The organism is Paenibacillus barengoltzii G22 (assembly GCF_000403375.2).
GTDB lineage: Bacteria > Bacillota > Bacilli > Paenibacillales > Paenibacillaceae > Fontibacillus > Fontibacillus barengoltzii.
In genome coordinates, this window is the sequence record NZ_KE159652.1 from 262,205 (window position 1) to 284,653 (window position 22,449).

19 protein-coding genes are annotated in these 22,449 nt (G+C 52.6%); 12 read left to right on the forward strand and 7 right to left on the reverse strand.

Going from position 1 to position 22,449, the window contains the following annotated elements:
- The first annotated feature begins 139 nt into the window (after positions 1–139).
- The 5 genes from C812_RS01305 (at position 140) to C812_RS01325 (ending at position 10,173) form a co-directional block, all read left to right on the forward strand.
- The gene (locus tag C812_RS01305) at positions 140–1,606 is read left to right on the forward strand and encodes an extracellular solute-binding protein (RefSeq protein ID WP_016310883.1); all 1,467 of its coding nucleotides are present in this window, start codon (positions 140–142) and stop codon (positions 1,604–1,606) included.
- A 24-nt stretch (positions 1,607–1,630) separates the two neighbouring features.
- Positions 1,631–4,669 carry an alpha-mannosidase gene (locus tag C812_RS01310; RefSeq protein ID WP_016310884.1) on the forward strand — a complete coding sequence of 1,013 codons (3,039 nt, stop codon included), beginning with the start codon at positions 1,631–1,633 and terminating at the stop codon, positions 4,667–4,669.
- Between the two features lie 90 nt (positions 4,670–4,759).
- Positions 4,760–7,102 carry a hypothetical protein gene (locus tag C812_RS01315; protein ID WP_016310885.1) on the forward strand — a complete coding sequence of 781 codons (2,343 nt, stop codon included), beginning with the start codon at positions 4,760–4,762 and terminating at the stop codon, positions 7,100–7,102.
- A 67-nt stretch (positions 7,103–7,169) separates the two neighbouring features.
- Complete coding sequence (locus C812_RS01320) at positions 7,170–9,200, forward strand: glutaminase family protein (RefSeq protein WP_016310886.1); 2,031 nt, start codon at positions 7,170–7,172, stop codon at positions 9,198–9,200.
- A 130-nt stretch (positions 9,201–9,330) separates the two neighbouring features.
- Positions 9,331–10,173, forward strand: coding sequence for an aldo/keto reductase (locus C812_RS01325; protein ID WP_016310887.1), 843 nt, complete (start codon positions 9,331–9,333; stop codon positions 10,171–10,173).
- Between the two features lie 60 nt (positions 10,174–10,233).
- Here the strand turns inward: C812_RS01325 and C812_RS01330 are convergent, their stop codons facing one another.
- From C812_RS01330 to C812_RS01345, 4 genes are all read right to left on the reverse strand, one after another.
- A complete protein-coding gene (locus C812_RS01330) occupies positions 10,234–11,091 on the reverse strand; it encodes a YitT family protein (protein WP_016310888.1) in 858 nt (285 codons plus the stop codon).
- Positions 11,092–11,237: 146 nt separating this feature from the next.
- Positions 11,238–11,729 (reverse strand): cation:proton antiporter regulatory subunit, encoded by a 492-nt coding sequence (locus tag C812_RS01335; RefSeq protein WP_016310889.1) that lies wholly within the window; start codon positions 11,727–11,729, stop codon positions 11,238–11,240.
- 132 nt (positions 11,730–11,861) lie between these two features.
- Positions 11,862–12,215: a hypothetical protein gene (locus tag C812_RS01340; protein ID WP_009224702.1), complete on the reverse strand. Its 354-nt coding sequence runs from the start codon at positions 12,213–12,215 to the stop codon at positions 11,862–11,864.
- Between the two features lie 97 nt (positions 12,216–12,312).
- Positions 12,313–13,596: an ArsB/NhaD family transporter gene (locus C812_RS01345; protein WP_016310890.1), complete on the reverse strand. Its 1,284-nt coding sequence runs from the start codon at positions 13,594–13,596 to the stop codon at positions 12,313–12,315.
- Positions 13,597–13,949: 353 nt separating this feature from the next.
- Here C812_RS01345 and C812_RS01350 point away from each other — a divergent pair, with 353 nt between their 5' ends.
- From C812_RS01350 to C812_RS01380, 7 genes are all read left to right on the forward strand, one after another.
- Positions 13,950–14,246: a hypothetical protein gene (locus C812_RS01350; protein ID WP_016310891.1), complete on the forward strand. Its 297-nt coding sequence runs from the start codon at positions 13,950–13,952 to the stop codon at positions 14,244–14,246.
- A 61-nt stretch (positions 14,247–14,307) separates the two neighbouring features.
- A complete protein-coding gene (locus tag C812_RS01355) occupies positions 14,308–14,982 on the forward strand; it encodes a PspA/IM30 family protein (RefSeq protein ID WP_009224714.1) in 675 nt (224 codons plus the stop codon).
- 6 nt (positions 14,983–14,988) lie between these two features.
- On the forward strand, positions 14,989–15,489 hold the full coding sequence (locus tag C812_RS01360) for a PspC domain-containing protein (RefSeq protein ID WP_016310892.1): 501 nt from the start codon (positions 14,989–14,991) through the stop codon (positions 15,487–15,489).
- 3 nt (positions 15,490–15,492) lie between these two features.
- A complete protein-coding gene (locus C812_RS01365; RefSeq protein ID WP_016310893.1) occupies positions 15,493–16,194 on the forward strand; it encodes a PspA/IM30 family protein in 702 nt (233 codons plus the stop codon).
- 114 nt (positions 16,195–16,308) lie between these two features.
- The gene (gene liaF / locus C812_RS01370; RefSeq protein WP_016310894.1) at positions 16,309–16,959 is read left to right on the forward strand and encodes a cell wall-active antibiotics response protein LiaF; all 651 of its coding nucleotides are present in this window, start codon (positions 16,309–16,311) and stop codon (positions 16,957–16,959) included.
- Between the two features lie 20 nt (positions 16,960–16,979).
- Positions 16,980–18,062, forward strand: coding sequence for a sensor histidine kinase (locus C812_RS01375; protein ID WP_016310895.1), 1,083 nt, complete (start codon positions 16,980–16,982; stop codon positions 18,060–18,062).
- The gene (locus tag C812_RS01380; protein ID WP_016310896.1) at positions 18,037–18,690 is read left to right on the forward strand and encodes a response regulator; all 654 of its coding nucleotides are present in this window, start codon (positions 18,037–18,039) and stop codon (positions 18,688–18,690) included. The genes C812_RS01375 and C812_RS01380 overlap by 26 nt, the downstream gene beginning before the upstream one ends.
- Positions 18,691–18,708: 18 nt before the next feature.
- Here C812_RS01380 and C812_RS01385 read toward each other — a convergent pair whose 3' ends face one another.
- The 3 genes from C812_RS01385 to C812_RS01395 are packed head-to-tail and all read right to left on the reverse strand — an operon-like array spanning position 18,709 to position 22,429.
- Positions 18,709–19,848 carry a Ger(x)C family spore germination protein gene (locus C812_RS01385; protein WP_244268286.1) on the reverse strand — a complete coding sequence of 380 codons (1,140 nt, stop codon included), beginning with the start codon at positions 19,846–19,848 and terminating at the stop codon, positions 18,709–18,711.
- 2 nt (positions 19,849–19,850) lie between these two features.
- Complete coding sequence (locus tag C812_RS01390; RefSeq protein WP_016310898.1) at positions 19,851–21,341, reverse strand: spore germination protein; 1,491 nt, start codon at positions 21,339–21,341, stop codon at positions 19,851–19,853.
- Positions 21,338–22,429, reverse strand: a complete 1,092-nt coding sequence (locus C812_RS01395) for an endospore germination permease (RefSeq protein WP_016310899.1) — start codon at positions 22,427–22,429, stop codon at positions 21,338–21,340. The genes C812_RS01390 and C812_RS01395 overlap by 4 nt, the downstream gene beginning before the upstream one ends.
- Positions 22,430–22,449 lie beyond the last annotated feature (20 nt).

Here is a 22,449-nt window from a genome sequence, read left to right on the forward strand (position 1 = left end):
GGGAACTCATTTTTTATGTCGAAGTTGCACTACCGGTCCGTTATGGATCGAATCGATGAAAACAGTTCAACACCCGTATTGAAAACTTGACTTAATGGACACTCACGCTGAATAAAATGACTTTTGGAGGGGTTCAAGCATGTTGTTGAAAAAGTTCCACGTCATGTTTCTATCGCTGTTACTCATCACCCTACTAGCGGCTTGCGGATCTGGAGGGGGTAACACTGGAGGTAACCAGGCTGCGAACGACCCAGGGACTAATGGAGCATCAGGGAATCAAGGTTCGTCCTCTTCTGAAGGCGCTACCATTACCGTATTAAATGAAGGAGCCGTAGCGGTTGGCGTCGGGGTGCTGAGCGAACTGCTGGAGAAACACAAAGAAAGACAAATCGCTGACGAGACGCTGAATCCCCGGATTACAGCAGAGGATTTCAACTATACGCCGGGTCAACCGCTGAAGAAAGCAGGCGTCTTCCCGTACTATTATCAATCGATCATCAATGAGAAAATGCAAAGCAAGAACATTACGGTGAAAACCGAGGACTGGGGCTGGGGGGAGCCGCTGATCCAGAAGCAAACGGCGGGATTCCTGGCGAAGAACATGCCTGATATCATCGTTGGGGAAACGCAAATGCCTGGGTTTGCCCAACAGGGATTGCTTGAACCGTTCCCAGATGACATGGCTCAAGAAATTCGTGAAAAAGTAGCACCGGCTGCCTGGAAGCCGATGGAGTATGACGGCAAGATTTACGGTTTTGCTTCGCAACCTGGCGTAAGCAGCTTGTTCTGGAACAAGAAGCTGGTGCAGGAAGCAGGTCTGGACCCGGACAAAGCGCCGGAAACGTGGGATGAGCTGCTGGCGAACGTGAAGAAGGTCACAGAAGCAGGAAAAGGCAAGTTCTACGGCGGCGGGGTCTATGCTGGACCGAATGCCGGGGGGTATTTGCGGTATGGGACTTTGCTTGTCATCAATGGCGGAGGATTTGCCGATGATCAAGGGCAGCCTGTCTTTAACTCCGATGCAAACGTAGAAACGGTACAGTTCTTAAAAGAGCTGAACGCCAACCATCCAGCGGGCTTAATGGTCAACACCAATGAGGGAACGTATTTCGATGCGTTTAAGAAAGGACAGATCGCTTATCTGATCGACGGTCCGTGGCGTGCGATCGAGAGCTCGCAAATCGGCATCGAGTACGGTATGTCGCAAATCCCGCTGTCCTCGGACGGCAAAGCCGGCAATATCACCATCGGTGCTGCGTTTCATGCCGTACCGAAGGATGCAAAGAACAAGGAAGCTGCATTTGAGTATATTCGCGCAATGTACAGCGAGGAGATTCAACAGCTGATCGCCGATACGGGTGTCCGGTCCCCAGTGTTGAAATCGGTCGCTGAAACCGATGCATATAAAGAGGCACATCCGGAAATGTACCAACACTATCTGGCGATGGCCGGCAATGTGCAAGGGTTGCCAACGTTTGCGAATGCAGACTCCAAGGTATGGCAAATCTTTGGTGAATCGGTAACGAAAGCGTTAATGACCAAGGAGGATATTCAGTCGATTCTGGATGATGCACAGAAGAAAGCGGAGGCTTATACCAAAAAGTAAATTAAATTGAAAGAGTGATGCAGCATGCCGTATGAAACGAACCACATTATGATCCAAAAGGCAAAGCAAAGGCTTGCCAAACTACAGGAATACATTTACCGCCCGATTGCCGGGTTGGAGGTTGAAGCTTGGGTGACGAAAGAGCCGGTCCCTTACGCCGAGCGAATGAGCGGCCGGCACATCCGGCTTCAACCTGGGGATAAATGGGGAGAGCTGTGGGATTGCGCCTGGTTTCATTTTCAAGGAACCGTACCGGAAACGGCCGCTGGCCAAAAGGTCGTTCTGTTGATCGATATTAATGGAGAATTATGTCTCGTAGATGAAGCGGGAACCCCGCGGCAAGGCTTAACGAACGTTAGCTCCGAATTCGACTACAGCCTAGGTCGGCCGGGTAAGCGGGTGGTGGACGTGAGTACCGCCGCCCGAGGCGGGGAAACGATCAATCTGTGGGGAGACGGCGGCTGCAATGACCTATTTGGACATTATCGCAGCGGAACGCTGAAGGAAGCGGACATCGCCATTTGCCATGAGGAAGCTCGGCAATTGGCTTACGATCTGGAAGTGCTCATCGAGCTGGTTGAGCAGCTGCCGGATTCCAGCGCCAGAAAAGCTCAGGTGCTGCAATCTGTCTATGAAGCAGCTCTTCAGCTGTCGGAGATCAATGATGAAACGGTACGCTTGGCGAAAGCGCATGTGGCCCGCGAACTGGCGAAGAAAGGCGGGGATCCTGTCCTGACGATCAGCGCTATTGGCCACGCGCATATCGATCTGGCCTGGCTGTGGCCGATTCGCGAGACGATTCGCAAGGGAGCCCGTACTTTTGCTACGGCGCTGCGGAACATGGAGAAGTATCCGAGTTACGTGTTTGGCGCAAGCCAGCCGCAGCTGTACCAGTGGATGAAGGAGTACTATCCGCAGCTGTACGCCGAAGTGAAGGAGCGGATCCGCGAAGGACGCTGGGAAGCGCAAGGCGCGATGTGGGTTGAACCGGACACGAACATCTCCGGCGGCGAAGCGCTAGTGCGGCAAATCCTGTATGGCAAGCGGTTCTTCCGGGAGGAGTTCGGCAAGGACATGAAGGTGTTGTGGTTGCCTGACGTGTTTGGATATACGGGCAGTCTGCCGCAGTTGCTGAAGAAGTCTGGTGTCGACTACATGATGACGCAGAAGCTTTCCTGGAGCACCTATAATACGCATCCGCACCACAGCTTCATGTGGGAAGGCATCGACGGGACGAAGGTGCTTACGCACCTGCCGCCGGAGGATACTTATAACAGCCCGGCGGCTCCGCGGTCTCTGACCAAGATCGAACGGGACTATCTCGATCGGAACGTCTCGGAGCATGCCTTGATGCTGTTCGGGATCGGCGACGGCGGCGGCGGACCAGGGGAAGAACACCTGGAGCGGCTTGAGCGAGAGGTGAACCTGCTGGGACTTCCACCGGTCGTTCAGGAGCCGGCGATCGACTTCTTCAAGCGGTTGGAACAAGAGGCTTCGCGATTCCAAACGTACCGCGGCGAACTGTATCTGGAGAAGCACCAAGGGACGTTAACGACACAAGCGCGCAACAAGTGGTATAACCGCAAGTTGGAAAAGGCGCTGCGTGAGCTTGAATTCGCGGCATCGCTGCAGATTGCCCTAGGCGCAAGCCCGGCAGAGTACCCGTCGGCCCGGCTCGAGAAGATCTGGAAGGAAGTACTCTTATATCAATTCCATGATATTTTGCCAGGATCCTCGATCACCCGGGTGTACGACGAGTCGTTAGAGCGCTACGCCAAGCTGCTGGAGGAAGTCCAAGCGATGATTGCGGAAGCTTATGGACGAATCGCTGGCTTGTCCGGGGCTGACGCCGGTGAACTTGTGCTGTTCAACTCCTTGCCTTGGGACCGTCAGGAATGGGTTGAGCTCGGCGGAAGCTGGAAGTACGTGCAGGTACCGGCGATGAGCTGGCGCAAGCTCACGGAGGCTGCAGTAGAACCAGCGGCTTCGGAACATGCATTCATTGCCGAGGACTTCCGGCTGGAGAATGAACGGCTTGCGGTTCGGTTTGCCGAGAACGGCAGCATCGTGTCGCTGTACGATAAAGCCGCCGGGCGGGAAGCGATTCAGCCGGGCGCTGAGGCTAACGTATTTACGGTTTACCATGATGACGGCGATGCCTGGGACTTCCCGCGCGACTATCGCGATACGATTGCCGGAACGATGACGCTGGAAAGCCGGCGCGCTTACGTCTCGGGGCCGCAGGCGGTGGTCGAGCAAGTTTACCGCTTCGGGGAATCAACGTTAAAGCAAACGATCCGCTTGCTGCAAGGCGATGATGTGCTGCGCTTCGAAACGGAAGCCGATTGGCGGGAAACCGGTAAAATGCTCCGGGTTGCTTTCCCGGTGGCTGTTGTCAGCGATCAGGTAAACTGCGAAATTCAGTTTGGGGTGTTAAAACGGGCAACAACGCGCAATAATGCGATCGAATTTGCCCGCGATGAAATTTGCGCTCACCATTACCTCGATCTGTCGCAGCCGGATTACGGCGTGGCGCTGCTGAATGACTGCAAATACGGGCATAGTGCAGAAGGCAACGTGCTGGATTTGAACTTGCTGCGCAGCCCGGGATATCCAGATCCGCAGGCCGATCGGGCGGAACATCGCTTCACTTATGCGCTGTATCCGCATGCGGGTGACTTTATCCAAGCCGGCGTATACCGCAAAGGTTATGAGCTGAACGTTCCGATTGCATCCGCTGCGGCCATCCCGGTGCCGCCTCAAGGCGGCGGGACGCCTCGCAGCAGTTCCTTGCACGGGAAGCCCTTCCTTGCGATTGATCATCCTAACGTGATGATTGAAGCGGTGAAGAAGGCCGAGGACAGCGATCATCTGATCGTTCGTCTGTACGAAACGGCAGGAGCTGGAGCGGATGGCGAGCTAAGCTTTGGACCGGCTTGCCGGACCATTGAAGAAGTAAATCTGCTGGAGGAGCCGATGGGGCTGATGGCCGAAAATACGGATCGGATTCGCTTGCAATTTACGCCGTTTGAGATCAAATCGATTCGCATTCAGTTAGCTTAATGACGGATTGAGTGCAGCAGAGGTTTTTAAGATAGCTGTGAATGAGGTTGGCTGTGAACGAACTCTAAGTTACAAAGGGAGGGCTTAGGAGTGACGGGAAGAGCAAGGGCGGAAGAACGGACCGGATTTCAGGAAAGCGGTGCTTATCATGCGGCCTACGATTTGCAGACGGATTTTGTGATGGTGTATGGCATTGGGGAAACGATGCCCCAACGTATTCGCGAATGGGCGGAGCGGGGCTACCATGTGCATCTCATGACCGGAGTGTCCTGGGGCGGTTACCAGGACTATCTAAACGGCCATGTTGACGACCGCTCCCATTGGGATGAAGCCCAGAAGTATCAAGATGGCGAGACGATCATCCATGGAACCTCGGTGGATGTTCCCTATATGGTACCAACCATCAGTTATGCGAATTTTCTCATCGAGCGAATTCGGCCGGCAGTGGATGCCGGTGTGGAGGCCATTCACCTGGAGGAACCGGAATTCTGGGTGGAAGGCGGATACTCTGAGGCGTTCAAACGCGAATGGCGTAATTACTATAACGAGCCTTGGCAACCGCCCCACACTTCGGAGGACGCGCAATACCGCGCGTCCAAGCTGAAGGCTTATCTGTACACGCGTTGTCTGGACCGCATCTGTTCGGCGTTGAAGGAATATTCGCTGGTCCGGTATAATCGACCGCTGCGTTTTTTTGTACCCACCCACAGCTTGATTAACTATACCCAATGGCGGATCGTCAGTCCGGAATCCCGGCTGCTCGATTTACCGGCGATTGACGGTTATATCGCCCAAATTTGGACGGGAACGTCCCGCACGGCGAACGTATACGAAGGGAAACGGGCGGAGCGGACATTCGAGACGGCGTTCCTGGAATATGGCATCATGCAGGAACTGGTGCGCGGGACGCACCGCCGCATGTGGTTCCTGCACGATCCGATCGAGGACGATCCGACACGGACGTGGATCGATTACCGCGAGAACTACACGAAGACGTTGATCGCTTCGCTATTGCACCCGGCGGTTTCCCGCTATGAGGTCGCCCCTTGGCCCCGCCGGATTTTTAAGGGGCAATATCCTTCCGCTGATGGCAACGGCAAAGAGGGAATTCCGACCGATTACGCGACAGTGCTGCTGAACGTGATGCATACGCTTGGCAATATGGATCAGGAAGAGGTCCAGGCGTACGGCAATACCGCTGTCACCGGCGTGCTCCTCGCCGATTCAGCCATGTTCCAGCGGAAGCGAATTGGGACGCAAACGTCCGGCTTTATGCAGAAATACGACGGGACGAACGAGGTGGAGCTGAGCGATGAATCGGCGGTGGAGCTGCTGAATTTCTCGCCTTTTTACGGGCTGACGCTGCCGCTCGTAAAGCATGGACTGCCGGTACGGCCAGTGCAGTTGGATAACGTTCGGCGGTTCCCGGGATATTTGGATGACTACCGCGTGTTAGTCCTAAGCTATGAATTTATGAAGCCGGAGTACCCGGATTTGCATAACGCTTTGGCACAATGGGTGCGGGAAGGCGGAGCGCTGATATATGTTGGCGATGACAGTGATCCGTATCATCAGGTGCGGGAATGGTGGAATCAGGGACGGCGGCGCTACGATTCCCCCCGGGCCCACCTGTTCGAATGTCTCGGCTTGCCAAGCGCAGCTGGAGCAGCGACAGAAGGTGTCACCCGAGTTGGCGCCGGCCTGGTCAGTTATTTGCCGCTGCGCCCAAACAGGATCGCGGAAAGTGCGGAGGCAGCGGAACGGTATCGTACCGCCGTACGGGAAGCGATGGAGCTGCTCGGCCGCGGAGAAGCGTCTGCGGCGTCAGGCGCGTCAGGGGATTCATCTGCAGCGCAGACAGTGGCTGGAGGTTCCGCAGAAGGAGTGTTGGTTCCAACGTCAGCGGACGCGCTCCGCTGGGAGCCGGTGAACTATTTCCATCTTCGCCGCGGTCCATATGTTATCGCGTCCGTGATGACCGAATCGGTCAGCGATGAGCCGCTGGAGCTGGAAGGACTTTTCGTAGACTTGCTTGAACCCGGTTTGCCTGTTCTGGAACGGGTTTCCGTACAGCCCGGACATCAGGCCTTGCTTTATGATTTAGCCTACACCGGGCCGGGCAGCCACAGCCCCGACTCTGAACCTGGCTTTAGAGTGATTGCCGCATCCTCCCGGATTGAGGATTATCGCGAGGAGGAGAATGCCATTACGTTTACGGCTAAGGGGCCTCGTCCGCTGCAAGCTGTGGCGCGGATTCGCTGTGAAGCGAAACCAACGGGGGTGACGGCAGATGTGTTGGGACTGCAGCAGGAAGACGGCTCGGCTTCGGCGTCAAACGTCACTCTGCCGTTCGAATGGGACGCGAAGTCACACACGCTGCTCCTTCATTACGAGCACGGAGATGGAGGAACCCGCATCACCGTGACAAAATAGGAAACGAAATGGAACAGATAAAAACGATTGGACAAATCGCATGATCCAGATAGGAGGCAGATTTCGAATGAGTACAAAATTGCGTCCACCGGCAGTACCTTTGGTTACCATTGATCCCTTTTTCAGCGTCTGGTCGATGGCGGATTCATTAACCGACGATTTCACCCGCCATTGGACCGGGCGTCGGCAAGCGTTCACCGGCTTGGCTTATATCGACGGCGTAGCCTGGCGGTTTGCCGGACGCGTTGAATCTAACCCGGAACGGTATTATACAGAGCCGGAGGCGATGAACCAAACTGGACTTGAAGTCACACCGCTCTCCACCCGCTATCAGTTCGAGGCCGGAGGCGTTGGGCTGGACGTGACTTTTACGAGTCCGCTGCTGCCGGACGACCTCGAGCTGCTGTCGCGGCCGGCTTCCTATGTCGCGTTCCGCGTGCGTTCCCTCGATGGGAAGCCTCACCAAGTGCGGATCTATGTCGACGTCACCGGCGAATGGTGCGTGAATGAAACCGATCAGGCGATTACTTGGCAACAAGAGGTGCAAGGCGATCTCAACGTACTGCAGGTTCGCCATGTTGAGCAGAACCCGCTTCATCGCTCGGGTGATGACCAGCGCATCGATTGGGGCACCTTCATGCTGGCCGTCAAGCAGGCATCGGATGTTGAAACCTATCTGGATCGGGCACAGATCCGCAAGCAATTCGTTCGGGAAGGTGAAGTTCGCCTTCAGGAAGGTGCGGCTCCGTTATCCCATCCACAGCCCGTTCGCGAGGCTGAGCTTGTGATGGCTTCGGTATGGAATGCCGGTGAAGTCAGCGGAACGGATGAGAAGACGCATCTCCTCGTTCTTGCTTATGATGACGTGTATGCGATTGAGTATTTTGGTCAGCCTTTGGAGGCGTATTGGAGAAAAGACGGAAAAACCTTCCCGACTTTGCTCCACGAAGCGTTCCGGGATTATTCGGATGTTCTTGCCCGCTGCGATTCTTTTGATGCCAAGCTTCGCGAGGACGCAATCCGTGCCGGCGGGGAGAAATATGCCGATATCCTGTCCTTATCCTACCGACAGGCGATTGCAGCACACAAACTGGTTCTGGATCCTGACGGACAGGTGCTGTTCATGTCGAAGGAATGCTTCAGTAACGGCTGTATAGCGACGGTGGACGTGAGCTATCCTTCGATTCCACTGTTCTTGCTGTACCAGCCCGAGCTGGTTCGCGGCATGATGCGCCCAATCTTCAAATACGCTGCCAGCGACGCCTGGACATTTGAATTTGCCCCGCATGACGTAGGTCAATATCCGCTGGCCAACGGTCAGGTATACGGCGAGAACAAGCTCGAAGGGCAAATGCCGGTGGAAGAGTGCGGCAATATGTTGGTCATGGCAGCCGCAGTTACGCTGGCTGACGGGAATACGAGCTTCGTCGAGGAACATCGGGAGTTGCTCGCCCAATGGGCCAACTATTTGTTGAAGCATGGGTTGGATCCGGAGCATCAATTGTGTACCGACGATTTCGCAGGGCATCTGGCACGCAATGCGAACCTGTCAGCGAAAGCCGTGATGGGCGTTGCCAGCTATGGGCTGTTATGCGAACTGCTGGGCGATCAGGAACAAGCGGAGCGTTACCGCAAAGCCTCTGCCGAAATGGCGCGCCAGTGGAAAGTGCTCGCCGCCGATCCGAGCGATGAGAACCATACACTGCTCGCCTTTGGTCAGCCGGGGACCTGGAGTCTAAAATATAACCTCGTCTGGGACGGCATCTTCGGAACTGGCTTGTTCAATCAGGAAATCATCCGCCGTGAAGTGGCATGGTATCAGAAGAAACAGGAACGGTATGGCACACCGCTGGATAATCGGGCAGCCTATACGAAGGCCGATTGGCTCGTCTGGGCTGGGACGCTCGCGGAGACGCGCGAAGAGTTCCAGCGGATCGTTGAGCCGCTCTGGGTATTCCTGAACGAGACGCGGGACCGCGTACCGTTCACGGATTGGTACGACACGAAGACGGCGCGGCAGATCGGCTTCCAGCATCGGACGGTAGTTGGCGGCTTGTTCATCAAGCTATTGAAGGATCGTGGATGGGATCGGGCGTAAGATCTGAATTGATATGAAATTTCATACACATTCCGCAGAAATCGCCGCATTTGGCGATTTCTGTTCGTTTTTTCATATCAATTGAATTATGATATTCTGAGAGAGTACTTATCCGAAAGGAGTGTTCAGCTTGGGTCATATCATTCCAGAAATTACGCTAAATGACGGTTTGAAACTGCCGGTAGTCGGGCTCGGAACCTACACGCTCCGCGGCAGCGAAGGCGTGCAGTCGATTGTACACGCGATCCGCTCCGGCTATCGTTTGCTAGACTCCGCGTATAACTATGAGAACGAGGGAACGGTAGGTGAGGCGGTAAGGCGTTCTGCCGTGCCGAGGGAAGAGCTGATCATCACATCCAAGCTGCCCGGGCGTTACCACACCTACGATAAAGCGGTCAAAGCGATTCAAGAATCGCTGTACCGGGCACAGCTCGACTACTACGATCTGTATCTGATTCATTGGCCTAATCCAAAGCAAGGGCATTATGTGGAAGCGTGGCAAGCTCTCATCGACGCTAAAAAATGGGGGCTGATCCGTTCTATCGGTGTCAGCAATTTCCTGCCGGACCATCTGGACCGCCTCATCGAGCAAACGGGCGTGACGCCAAGCGTTAACCAAATTGAGCTGCATCCGTTCTTTAATCAGGCCGAGCAGCGTAAGTATCATGAAGCGCATGGAATCGTCACGGAATCCTGGAGTCCGTTGGCCCATGGCAATGAGGTGCTGCAGCATGAGACACTACAGCAAATCGCGCAGCGGCATGACAAGTCGGTGTCTCAAATTATTTTGCGTTGGCATCACCAGCTGGGCGCTGTATCCATCCCGAAATCGGCCTCTGCGGCTCGGCAAATCGAGAACCTCTCGATCTTCGACTTTGCGCTAGACGAGGAAGAAATGAAGCAGATCAACGGCTTGTCCCGTCCAGACGGGCGGATTCGAAACCAGGATCCTGCCGTTTACGAAGAATTTTAAATTGGGCCCCACGATAGAAAATAAAGAGCCGCAGGAGTACATTCCTGCGGCTCATTTCGTTTATTTCCTTGGAAGAAACGTAATTTCACTCTCGCGGTCACATTGATGAACGATGGAAATCAAGCGGGACCGCTCCAGCCGATGGCAGTGGATTTCCAAAATGCCCATCCCTTCCTCGTCCCCAGTTACTTCGGGATCCAGCCGATAAACGGCCGAACGGTTCAGATATCGCAACAGTTCCCTCTGGATCGCAGCACAATGGCGGCTCTTAATTCGCACCGTTTGGGTGAAGATCCCGCCTTGGACCAGAAGCTTGACGGCTTCAAAGGCGGACAGGTAGGCGATCACCGAATAGAGGGCCTGGAGAAAGCCAAAATGAAAGCCCGCACCAATCAGGATTAGGCAGTTCAGCATCAGCAAAATCCGCTCGGGGGACAATCTGCCATATTGGAGCTGGTTCACGGCTTTCTCCGCAATATCCAATGCCCCTCCAAAACGCAGGGCTAAACCCAGTCCAATTCCCAAGGATAATCCCCCGATCAACGCCGCCAGAAGCGGTTCGTCAATCAGGGAAGGATAAGGATGGAGCACAAGCGTCCCCAATGAAAATACCAATACGCCCAGCACTGTGAAGATCCCGTAGGACCAGTGGATATTTTTACGATATAGAAAGAGCAAGGGCAGATTCAACAAGAACAAGAACAATCCAAGCCGCATTTCCGTCTTTAACGCCAGCAATGCGGATAATCCGGTCATTCCTCCAACGACAATGCTGTGGGGCATCAGGAACAGCTCTAAGCCGACCGATGCAAGCAATGCGCCAGCGATGACGCCGGCAGCATGGCCAAACGTCGGAATTAGTGTCTTGAAGCCGCTGCGGGTCTTCCGGGAGGAATGAATTCTTAACTGGTGTTTCAAACCGACCCCTCCTAACTGGATAAACCCATCATCAAGGGCAGGCGGTTCTTATACCAAGCAACGGATAGATCGCGGACAGTAGACTATCTGCTCGCCGCGATCCGGGTGAAGGACAAACCGCCTTCAGCATGAGATGATCCAATGAATTATTTTCCGCTCAATAGGATCTGTCTGATTTGTTGTTGATGGAGACGTTCGCCAAGCACGACCACCGTCGCCTCGGAGGTCAGCATCAGATCAGGTCCGGGATTGATGTGTTTCTTGTGGTTCTTCTCGATTACGGCGATGATCGTTGCTCCAGAACGCTGACGAATTTTCAACTCGCCAATGGTTTTGCCAATCGCTTTATAGTTTGAATCTAATTTATACCACTCAATGATCAGATCGCCTAAAGCCACTTCAATGTTCTCCATTGCTGTTGGCTTATATGTCGCACCGCTAATAATGGCAGAGATATATCTCGCCTCATCGTCATCCAAAGTGACCATGGAAACGCTGTTGTCCGGATCGTCTTCATCGAAATGTGATAATTCGCGCCGTCCATTATTATGAATAACGATCGAGAGTTTGTCGCCGCTGCGGGCCTGGACCACGAATTGTTTACCGATTCCTGGCAGATCTGTTTCTTTGAGATTCATTTGAGTCAAGCCTCCAGTTTTTAAAGTCATTTTTCCATTTTGGGTAATAACAAAATAAGCCTCATGCGATTTCGTTTGAAAAAACGTGAAAGTCCTGCAGGAGACTGGATCAAAAAAACGATACAACTTCGGTTAAGCCACGAACATGCTCGTAAATTTGATGGGCATAAGCAGACGCCGCTTTAACAGCAGGCAGAATAACGGTCGGAAACACGCCCATGGCGCCAGCAGCATAAAGCTGATCAAGGCCGAGACGGCATCCAGTTGATGCGGGGTTCTGTCGATAAACAGCTTGCCGTAAGACGGTGTACTATTGAGGCGAAGTGATACCTTGTTCTGCACATGGCCATAATCGGTCTCAAGCGTCTCTTCCCCACGAGACTCTGCATGAACGGGGGATGAAATAAAGGAAGGGAGGGACAACGCCAGGACCAACGTCAATACCACCACAGCTAACCAACGAAGCCTTAGTTGTTGCGTTGTCATGCGTCATCCCTCCCCTCGACATCTATTTACTTACTATTAAGGATAGCATATCGACGTCATTCTTTCCAAAGAAAGAGTTGACTTGGATGGACCTCTATTAGATTAGGAAATACCGAATCAGAATATACGCGCTTGCGAAGATGATCGACAGAATCATCAGCAGGAAGCCATATTTCAAGTAGCGGACAAACGTAATCGGCTCCCCTTCCTTGGCAGACATGCCTGCAGCAATCAAATTGGCGCTGGCTCCGATCAGGGTCCCGTTGCCGCCAAGACATGCACCCAGGGCCAGACTCCACCACAGCGGCTGCAAGTTGCTGATTCCCATCGCGCCCATGTCCTGAATCATTGGAATCATCGTAGCGACGAACGGAATATTATCCAGGAAGGAAGAGGCGATCGCGCTTAGCCAGAGAATCAACATGGAAGTTGTGAGCGGGTCTCCTCCGGTTAAGTCGATGGACCATTCCGCTAACCGCTTGATCGTACCGGTGTCAATCAAACCGCCGACCAGGACGAACAATCCAATAAAGAAGAAGATGGTTGGCCATTCGACGGAACGGAACGCTCTCTCCATCACGTGCTCGCCTGTGAGCAGCAACAACAGGAAGGCTCCAGCGAGCGCCACGGTCGCCGATTCCAGATGGAATGTCTGATGCAGGAAGAAGCCAAGCAGCGTCAAGCCCAAAATGATCAGACATTTAATCAGCAGCTTCTTGTCCGTGATCAAGCCGTCCAAGCTGATGTTCATGATGTTCTTCTGATTCTCCGGCGTGGACTGGATTTGCTTCCGGAAGATCAGCACAAGAAGCGGCAGGGTAGCGGCCAGGATCACGATCACGATGGGCGCCAAGTGCTGCAGGAAAGCAATGAAGGTCAATTCCTTGACAGCGCTGCCGATCATAATATTAGGCGGATCCCCGATTAATGTGGCCGTTCCTCCGATATTTGAGGCTATGACCATCGAGAAGATGAAAGGAAATGCCTTGATCTTCAACTGCCGGGTAATGCTAAAGGCGACCGGTACCATCAGAATAATTGTGGTTACATTGTCCAAAAATGCGGAAGCAACCGCTGTAATTAACGCCAGGAGCCATAGGATGGTTACGGGGTTCCCTTTGGCGATCCGAGCCGTCCAAATCCCGATATATTTGAATAACCCTGTTTCTGCCGTGGTGTTCACGATGATCATCATACCGATCAAGAGACCTAGCGTATTAAAATCGATGTGATGAATCGCAGACTCCTGATCCACGATGCCGAGGATGATCATCAGAACGGCACCGACCATAGCCAGCAGCGTCCGATGGATTTTCTCCGAAATGATGAGTGCATAAGTTAGTAGAAAAATGACGATGGCCCAAATTGCTTGTTGCTCCATATGAACTCTCCTCTCCAAGTTAGATGTCCCTGAGGGCATGATAGCTTGGCGCGCAGGGGTGGAATTGTACCATTATCGGTCAAAAAAAGGCAAAAAGAGCCCGTCATTTGACAGGCTCCTCCGATAACTTCCATTTTCTATTGTTTAGTCATTATTACTTCATTATAGACTGACTTGACTAGAATGTAAACCATTTGCGGAGAAACTCTGCCTTTCCCCATAAACCCTCAGGCTGAGCGTATCCTCGACTTAGGTCTAGGTTGAAAAACCGTCCCCAGTCCGTTTTGGATAACCCGTAATCATCCTAGAATAGAGACATAAGGTTGATCAAATGAGAGGCGGTGAAATATTCAATGAGAACCAATCGACCGAATGTATTTGCTTTTGTACTGATTGCCCTTGGCGCACTGATTCTGCTGGGCAAATTAACTCCTTTCCTGGGCAGCCTGTTCGGACTGGTGATTGCGATTGTCATGATCGGTCTCGGCTATTACGGGATTCGACGGGGGAACGCCTTCTTCGGATGGCTGGTGTTGATTTTCGGGGTCATTTCCTTGATCTCCAAGCTGGCCTGGCTGATCGTTCCGCTCTTAGGTATTGGATTAATCGTTTACGGTATCTCTTCCTTAAGAGGCAAACGGAGTTACTGATTGATTAAATACATGCAGATGAACTTGAATGTGAACCGAAAGGTTAGGAGGGAAGGATGTCATGAGTGTATTTCGTCGAGTACGAGATATTACGGTAGCTACTCTAAATGAGAAGTTGGAACAATCGCAGGATCCGGTTCGCTTGATCGACCAATTTCTGATAGAAACGCGGCAGGAAATTGCGGAAGCCGAGAAGCTTCATTATCAATACAGCGGACACGCGAAGCAATTGAAGCAGCAGGTCGATCAAGCCAAGGTGATGCGCGACAAACGTGAGGAACAAGCGCTGCTTGCTTTGAAAGCAGGCGAGGAGCACTTGGCGAAGCTGGCCCTGCAGGAGAAGATGCTGTACGAGGAAAAGGTTGAGCAATACACCGAGCTGTACACGCAAAGCATGGAATCGCTGCAGGAGCTTGAAGCTCAACTCAACGAATTGAAGACCGAATATCAAGTCGTATACAACAAACGGCAGTACTACTACGCAAGAATGGAGACGCTTCGTTTACAGCAGCGGATGAACCAGCGGATGAACGGTTACGGCATGCAGGATGTGCCGAAGATGTTCCATCGCTTGGAGGACCGGGTATCCGATATGGAATGGGAAGCCCGCAGCCTGCGCGAATTGCGGAGAGCGGGTTCGGATTTCTTGAACCAAGCCGGTTCCGCCGTTCAATCAACTCTGGAACAGGAGCTCTCCCGCTTGAAGCAGAAGCTAAATAACCAGCGAGAGGAGTAAGAATCGATGGGAAGACCCTTATACCGATCCAGACGAGATCGCTGGATCAGCGGTTTGATCGGAGGGCTCGGAGAATATTTCGGAATTAACGTCGGTGTGCTCCGGTTGATCGCTTTTCTCAGCATATTTTTTACCGGCGGGACAACGATCTTCATCTACTTCATCGCTACCTTGGTAATATCCAAGGAGCCTTATCAGCCCCACGATCCGTACTATCATGGCGGATGGCCGGGCAGCGGCCCGCATCCGGGTTACGGCGGTAAACGCCGGGACTTCTACGAGGATCAACGCTTTGGTCCCCGTCCACCGTACGGTAATCCAACCGGTAATACTTACGGAACCCAGCCGCCGCAATACGGCGCAGGTGCTTCGGGAGCCGGCTTCCAGTCCGCTCCGGGCGCATCCAGTCTGGATTCCATGATGGAAGATATTGAGAAGAAAGCCTTGAAAAAAGAATTGGAAGAGCTGCGTAAGAAGCTCTCCGAATACGAGAAGGGAGAAGTGTAAACGATGGGAGTATTCAAAAGAATTAAAGATATTACGAAAGCGTCTGTAAATGATTTGCTGGATAAGGTGGAAGACCCGATTGTCATGCTGAACCAATACCTGCGCGATATGGAGGCTGAAATTCGCGACGCCGAAGTGACTGTTGCGAAGCAAATGGCCAACGAGCGCCGGATGAAGCAACGTCTGGATGAAGCGATCCGTATCTCTGCACAACGGGAGGCTCAAGCTGAGCTGGCACTCCGTAATGGGCAGGAGGAAGTTGCCCGCAAAATGCTGGAGGAGAAAATCCATTACGACCAAAAGCAAACGGAATTCGCCGAGCTGCACGCGCAAGCTGAAGCACATGCTGCCGAACTCAAACAGCAGCTGCACGATATGAAAGACGAGTTCTATAAACTGCGCAACAAACGGAACGAGCTGGTAAGCCGTGCGCAAATGGCGAAAGCCAGAAAGCAAATGTCGCAAATCAGCACGCTGCATACGATCGAAAGCGGCAACGCTTCGCTCGGATTCCACCGGATGGAAGAGAAGATCATGCAACTGGAAGCAGAAGCCGAAGTTGCGGGCATGGTTTATCGTGGATCCTCGTCTTCCCCTTACATCAGCCCGGCTGATGCCGAGAAGCAGTTGAAAGTGGATGCGCAGCTTGAAGCGCTGAAAGCAAAATTGAACCCGTCCGCAGCTCGCGAAGAAGACAAGGAATAGGTACACGTCCGCTGGACATTGTGATATTCTAAATACTGGTGAAGCCATACGGTATGGGAGGCCATGCCGTTATGGCTTTTTACAACTCTATGAACCTGCTGGGAGGTGCGGCACATGGATACAAGGAAAAGGTTCTTAGCCATCGGCTTAATCGGATTTGGCTTACTGTTGATTTTCGGGAAGTGGCTGAGTTTCTTTACCATTGTCGCCCTCTTTTTGCTCGGGTTCGGTATATATAAAATTCGGCAGGGCGAACAGGTCAAGACCGGCTATATCTTAATGGCGATCGGCGGCGGACTCATTCTACTGGATCATTTCATGCTGATCTTGGCGATTCTGATGATCTCGCTGGGGTACTACTACGCGAAAGTTCGCAAAACCCAACCGCAAGGTAATTACGTGCAGAAGCAAAACATCACCTCCAGCGTCCGTTGGGATCGCGATCCGTGGAACTTGCGGAACACAAGCATGTGGCATGTGCTTGGCGAGCTTGACATCGATTTATCGCTGGCGATGATGGAAGGCGGGCAAAACGTCCTCATGTTTCAAGGGATTGTCGGGGACGTGGATTTAGTGATTCCGGAAGATTACGGCGTGGAGATCGAAGCGTTTGTCTTGTTCGGGCAAATCGATTTCAGTCACGATAAAGAGACGGGCATGCTCAATCGGCTGTATTGGAAGTCGCCGAATTACGAGACCCGTGACCAAAAAGTGAAAATCATCATTTCCTATCTTGTAGGAGATGTCGATATACGATTACTTTAAGACAGGAGGAAACGTCCCGCATGAAATCGAAAAAGCCAAGCAACATGGTCTCCCGCAGCATGCGCGGAGGGATTCTCCTGTCTATTATTACGATGGCAGCCACCATTTATGTGATGTATACATATGGGTATTTTCAGCCTCAACCGTCCTGGGCGACGGCCATAAAAGCCGGCACGATGCTGCTCTCACTGCTTCTTATCATCGGCGCAGCTCACGGGTTCTTTCTAGGGTATCGCCCCAAACGACAGATTGACGGTTTGCGTGAAGCTTTGCTGCAATGGGAAAAGGGCAATCAGACCGGGAGCGTACCTAAGCTTGGCGAAGACGAACTGGGCCGACTGGCAGAGCAGCTAGAACGGATCGGCAAACGCTGGGAGGAGCAGGTGTCCTCGCTCCAGCGGTTGTCCACGCACAACGCCCAGTTGGCCGAGCAGGCCCGGGTATCGGCGATTGTGGAGGAGCGGCAGCGGCTGGCTCGGGAATTGCATGACGCCGTATCCCAGCAACTGTTCGCTATCTCGATGACGGCTACGGCTGTGGGGCGTACGCTGGAGAAGGATTTTGATAAGGCACAGCGCCAGGTCGAGCTCATTGAGGAGATGGCTTCGGTGGCACAGTCCGAAATGCGCGCGCTGCTGTTGCATTTGCGTCCGGTCTATCTCGAAGGCAAGGAATTGTCGCAGGGCTTAAGCGATTTGGTTAAAGAGCTGAAGACGAAGGTGCCGATGGATTTAACCTTGGAAATCGACGAGGATTTGAATTTAGGCAAAGGAATTGAAAACCATCTGTTCCGTATCATTCAGGAAGCGATGTCCAATACGCTGCGCCACGCCAAGGCGGACAAGATGGAGATACGAATTCACCGCCGAGGCGAGGCGGTCAAGGTGACGCTGCGCGACAACGGGATCGGCTTCGAGTTGGATGACAAGAAGCAAGCATCCTATGGCTTGTCAACGATGCAGGAACGCATTCACGAGATCGGCGGATCGATTCAGTTTATCACTGCGCCCGGCAAAGGGACGCGCATTGAGATATCCGTTCCACTAATTCATGAAGAAAGCGGGGATGAGGGCAGTCATGGAGATGGAAGACAAGGAGATTAAAGTACTGCTTGTGGATGATCATGAGATGGTCAGAATTGGTCTGGCGGCGGTGCTGGGCACGGAAGAAGGAATCGAGGTCGTTGGCGAGGCCAGCAGCGGCGAGGAAGGAATTCGCCTGGCGCAGGAGTACCGGCCCGATGTTGTGCTGATGGACTTGGTGATGGAAGGCATGGACGGCATCGAAACGACTCGTCAACTGCTTGCGTTGCATCCGGACTGTAAAGTCATCGTGCTCACCAGCTATCTTGATGATGAGAAGATGTATCCCGTGATTGAAGCCGGGGCGTTCAGCTACTTGTTGAAGACGTCACGCGCATCCGAGATCGCCGAGGCCATTCGCGCTGCGGCCCGCGGTCAATCCGTATTGGAGTCTCAGGTTGCCTCCAAGATGATGAACCGGTTCCGCCAACCGAAGGTTGAGGCACCGGCGCACGAAGAGTTGACCGAGCGCGAAATGGACGTTCTACGCTTGCTGGCTCAAGGGAAATCCAATCAGGATATCGCTGACGAGCTGATCATCGGGATTAAGACGGTGAAGTTCCATGTCACCAATATATTGGCGAAGCTTGGCGTCGAGGACCGCACGCAGGCGGCTATTTACGCATACAAAAACGGGTTGGCGGAGTGAATCTCTGCCGACCCGTTTTTATTGTTTCAACACTTTATGAGAGGAGGAGTGGACAAGGCTGACCTCGACTCGGACTTGATCCAATTCCATGAAGGAAATTAGAGGTTTTCCTTGAGCATGAAGCTTCTTCCAACGCGCCTGATCATGGCGGTAAAGCTTCTCTTCCAGATTGTATAGATCGATTTGCTTCGCCTTCGCTACGTCGAAAGATCGCCTGATTTCGCGTTCAATCGTCTCTTCGGCTGCAGAACGGAGGCGTGCGGAGGTTATTCCGCTGTCTACTGCTAATTCTGAGATATAAGCCTTAACACGAACTTTCAATTTGACTCGAATCGGATCGCTTCCATCACCAATTTGAATGTCCGGATCGCGATGAGCGATATTAATCATTACCGGGGATCCACCATCTAACGATAAGGGTAACGGGAAGCTGATCATTCGTTGGAACTCCACGTATCTGGCGCCCTGAAGCATTGCCGAATCAACTTGTCCCCGGTTGCGGCCTTGCGCGATGGCATATGCGCCAACGAGCTTGACTTGAGGAGTAGGATCGCCATTCCCCTTCCAGACGCCTTCGGTCCAGCTGACCAAGGGTAACAGCTTTGTCACTGCAGGCTCCTTCACCCCGTCTATCAGTTTGATGAGTCGGAGGGGCTCGACGTAAGAATACAGTTTATATAATTCTTCCGGGTCCAGCAGTGCTGAGTTGAGCACCGACTCATTCAGCAGGGAGATGCTCTTTAGTATGTCAGGTAATTTCTGGTCGGTGCCGAACACCCAAGGCGTGTACCGAAGATCGCGGGTTTGGATCAAGCCGTTGACAGCTTCGGGCAGATGCTTGTCCAACAGCGCTTTGGAGAAGATGATCGTTCGCACATGTGTCCAGGATGTTCGTTGCTGGGAGGCGGGATAGAGCGAGATCAAAGCCTCGTCGATCGTCTTCCCTTCGCTTTTTCCGATCCAAACCTCCCCATGTCCCGTTTTAATCGTCCCCTCTTGTTTAGCGATTTCGGAAAAATCCAGCAGTTGGGCATAGATGATGAAACGGTCATTCTCATAATCGATACCTAATGCCGTGATAAAATTGATATTTTGCGCCTCCTTCATATCCCAACAGCCCGTCAGCAGGAGGACCAGCGCAAGGAAAACGGGAACCACTCTCAAGGTTTGTCCCTCCTTGCCGTTTGATCTCGTGGGTGCAGAATTCGGGGGCGTTGCTTCACTGAATTCGAAGGCTTCTTCAGAACCGCCTCGGCAAAGTCTTTTTTGACGAACGGGGAGAATGGCGACAGATAGGGCACCCCATAGGACTCTAATGAGGCAAGGTAAAGGATCAGACCGATAAAGCCGATTAGAAACCCGAACATTCCAAAAATAGAAGACAACAGCAAAATCACGATACGAAGTTGAGATGTGGTTCCGCTTAAGGTCTGATTCTCTAAGGTAGAGCTGGCAACGATAGAGATGGCTGCAGTAACGATAATGGTCGGCGAGGTAATACCGGCGCGAATCGCGGCATCTCCGATAATTAGGCCGCCGACAACCGTAATCGTTTGTCCTATGGCTTGAGGGAGTCTTTTGCCTGCCTCATTAAATATCTCGAACAGAAATAACATCATAAAGGTTTCAAACGGGACTGGAAACGGCAAGCCGTGCCGCGATTTGCTGATGGTCGCGAGCAACGGGATGGGAATTTGCTCCAGATTAAAACTGGTTAACGCGACATAGAAGCCCGGGAGAAAAAGTCCGATCGCGAGACCGATGAGTCTGAGCACTTTTTGCACGGACACAATGTAGTAAGGGTTGTTGGCATCTTCCGGTGAAATCAAGAGATTCATCATGGTTACGGGAGCCACGATCGCAATGGGGTTCCCGTCCGCCAACACGGCGAATCGGCCGGCCAACAGGGCATCGGCAACGTAGTCCGGTCTCCCCGAGTAATCAGTCAGCGGGAATAAGGCTCGTTTATGCGCGCCTTTGACAATGGATTCGATATATGAGGTACCGATAATCGCATCGGTGTCTATATCATTCAATCGCTTTCGAGCCTCTTCGAGAATATCCGGGTTGATGACATCTCGAATATAGAACAGCGCGATGCGCGTTTCCCCCCGTGTCCCTTTGATAATTTCTTCGACTCCGAGGGAAGCGGTCCGCAGCCGTTTTCGAATTAATCCGATGTTGGTCGATAAGTTCTCGGTAAAGCCATCACGGGCTCCTTTGACGGCCGATTCTGTGCTGGCTTCTTCGGGGGAACGGCCAGGTGGATTCGAGATATTGCAGCTGAAGAAGGTCTGGTTATGTTCAAAATAAAGAACCAGTCTTCCGGAGTAAACTTGAAGAGTAAGATGATGCAGCAAGTCCGATTCTTCGATCCGATTTAACGGTAAATAGGGATTACGTCCAAGTGCGTCAATCTCGAGGTTGGCCTGGTCCCGACACAAATCAGCAAGCCGGGGGTAGATCACCTCGTTCAACTGTTTCAAGTCCGTCATCGGCTCACAATAGATTAAAGTGATCGAATACCCTGCCCCCATTCCGGAAGCAAACGGGCGAAGCTTGACGTCGGAAGAAGTCTGGAAATAATCAAGCAGGTACGGAATGTCTATCGTGCCTTTTGGTTGACCGGACGGTTGGTCGCTGGAATTCATGTAGATCCTCCTTTCTTGCGTGTTCTGAATAAAGCGGCAGCAGTAATGAAGAGCGTCATGAACAGCAGGAAACAGGCGTTGATCGGGAATATGTAACGAATCATCAGATGTTGGAACATGATGTCGGTCATGGTGTAACAGCTAAGTAACATCAGGATGAACGCGAGGACCGCGAGCAACGTAGGTTTCCAGCGAGGATTTTGCTTCTTCCACATGTCTGTGATGACGATCAGGGCAAAGGAAATGCGGATCACGCTGCCGGACAACCATTGATAAATTGAGAAAAAATCGGTTTGCGATATATATTTGCCGAAACCGGCAATCTTCCATTCCTCATACGCCGGATAACGTTGGATCGCCGCTTCAAACGGATTAAACTCCACGATTGCTCCGGTCAGCGGGCCTAGAGTCAAACCAAACAGGATCAGACTGAACACGATAAGCTGGATTCGGGTTAACGGAGCCTTCAGGTAGGGTTGGAGGAAGAAGATAAAGAAGATCTCGAATAACCCGGCACAGGCGTACCATACCCCTTTGAGAACCGGAAACCACCCTTGCTCCAGGAGAGGGAACAGCAGACTGTAATCTTTAAATTCAATGTTGACGATTGCGACATAGAAGCCGAGCAGGACGACAAGCGGCAGCAATATACCGGAGGTTACCGCGATCGTTTTCATGCCCTTCAGTGCTCCAATGAGACAAAGTAGCATCAGGATCAACGAGCTGGCTAAAACCGGAGTGTAAGGCAGAAACGTCAGCTTCATCCACATCACGGTATCGTATAAACTGAACCACGCCGTAGTGAAGAAGAAGGCGGTCATCACCCATCGAAATCCAAAAGCAGGAATTCGGCCCAGTCGATGGCGAATCCATTCGGGGAGAGGTTGGGTTCCAATCCGGGACGAAGCGTAGTAAGTAAGCCAAACTACAATTGCAAATGGTGCGGCGGACAGTATCACGGAAAACCAGGCATCCCGTTTGGCGATTTGCAGCAAGGCCGGTATGATGAAGACATGGTTTGTGATTCCGATGGCCAGCATCAACGTCATGATAGCCTGCAGATTCGTAGCTTTCGGCGAGCGGATCATAAGCTTCTCCCATTTCTGAT

Coding starts and splice junctions, on each gene's coding strand:
- C812_RS01355 (WP_009224714.1), top strand. CDS start 14,308: ATGAGTGTATTTCGTCGAGTACGAGATATTACGGTAGCTACTCTAAAT.
- C812_RS01350 (WP_016310891.1), top strand. CDS start 13,950: ATGAGAACCAATCGACCGAATGTATTTGCTTTTGTACTGATTGCCCTT.
- C812_RS01395 (WP_016310899.1), bottom strand. CDS start 22,429: ATGATCCGCTCGCCGAAAGCTACGAATCTGCAGGCTATCATGACGTTG.
- C812_RS01390 (WP_016310898.1), bottom strand. CDS start 21,341: ATGAATTCCAGCGACCAACCGTCCGGTCAACCAAAAGGCACGATAGAC.
- C812_RS01310 (WP_016310884.1), top strand. CDS start 1,631: ATGCCGTATGAAACGAACCACATTATGATCCAAAAGGCAAAGCAAAGG.
- C812_RS01320 (WP_016310886.1), top strand. CDS start 7,170: ATGAGTACAAAATTGCGTCCACCGGCAGTACCTTTGGTTACCATTGAT.
- C812_RS01375 (WP_016310895.1), top strand. CDS start 16,980: ATGAAATCGAAAAAGCCAAGCAACATGGTCTCCCGCAGCATGCGCGGA.
- C812_RS01305 (WP_016310883.1), top strand. CDS start 140: ATGTTGTTGAAAAAGTTCCACGTCATGTTTCTATCGCTGTTACTCATC.
- C812_RS01335 (WP_016310889.1), bottom strand. CDS start 11,729: ATGAATCTCAAAGAAACAGATCTGCCAGGAATCGGTAAACAATTCGTG.
- C812_RS01360 (WP_016310892.1), top strand. CDS start 14,989: ATGGGAAGACCCTTATACCGATCCAGACGAGATCGCTGGATCAGCGGT.
- C812_RS01365 (WP_016310893.1), top strand. CDS start 15,493: ATGGGAGTATTCAAAAGAATTAAAGATATTACGAAAGCGTCTGTAAAT.
- liaF (WP_016310894.1), top strand. CDS start 16,309: ATGGATACAAGGAAAAGGTTCTTAGCCATCGGCTTAATCGGATTTGGC.
- C812_RS01340 (WP_009224702.1), bottom strand. CDS start 12,215: ATGACAACGCAACAACTAAGGCTTCGTTGGTTAGCTGTGGTGGTATTG.
- C812_RS01345 (WP_016310890.1), bottom strand. CDS start 13,596: ATGGAGCAACAAGCAATTTGGGCCATCGTCATTTTTCTACTAACTTAT.
- C812_RS01380 (WP_016310896.1), top strand. CDS start 18,037: ATGGAGATGGAAGACAAGGAGATTAAAGTACTGCTTGTGGATGATCAT.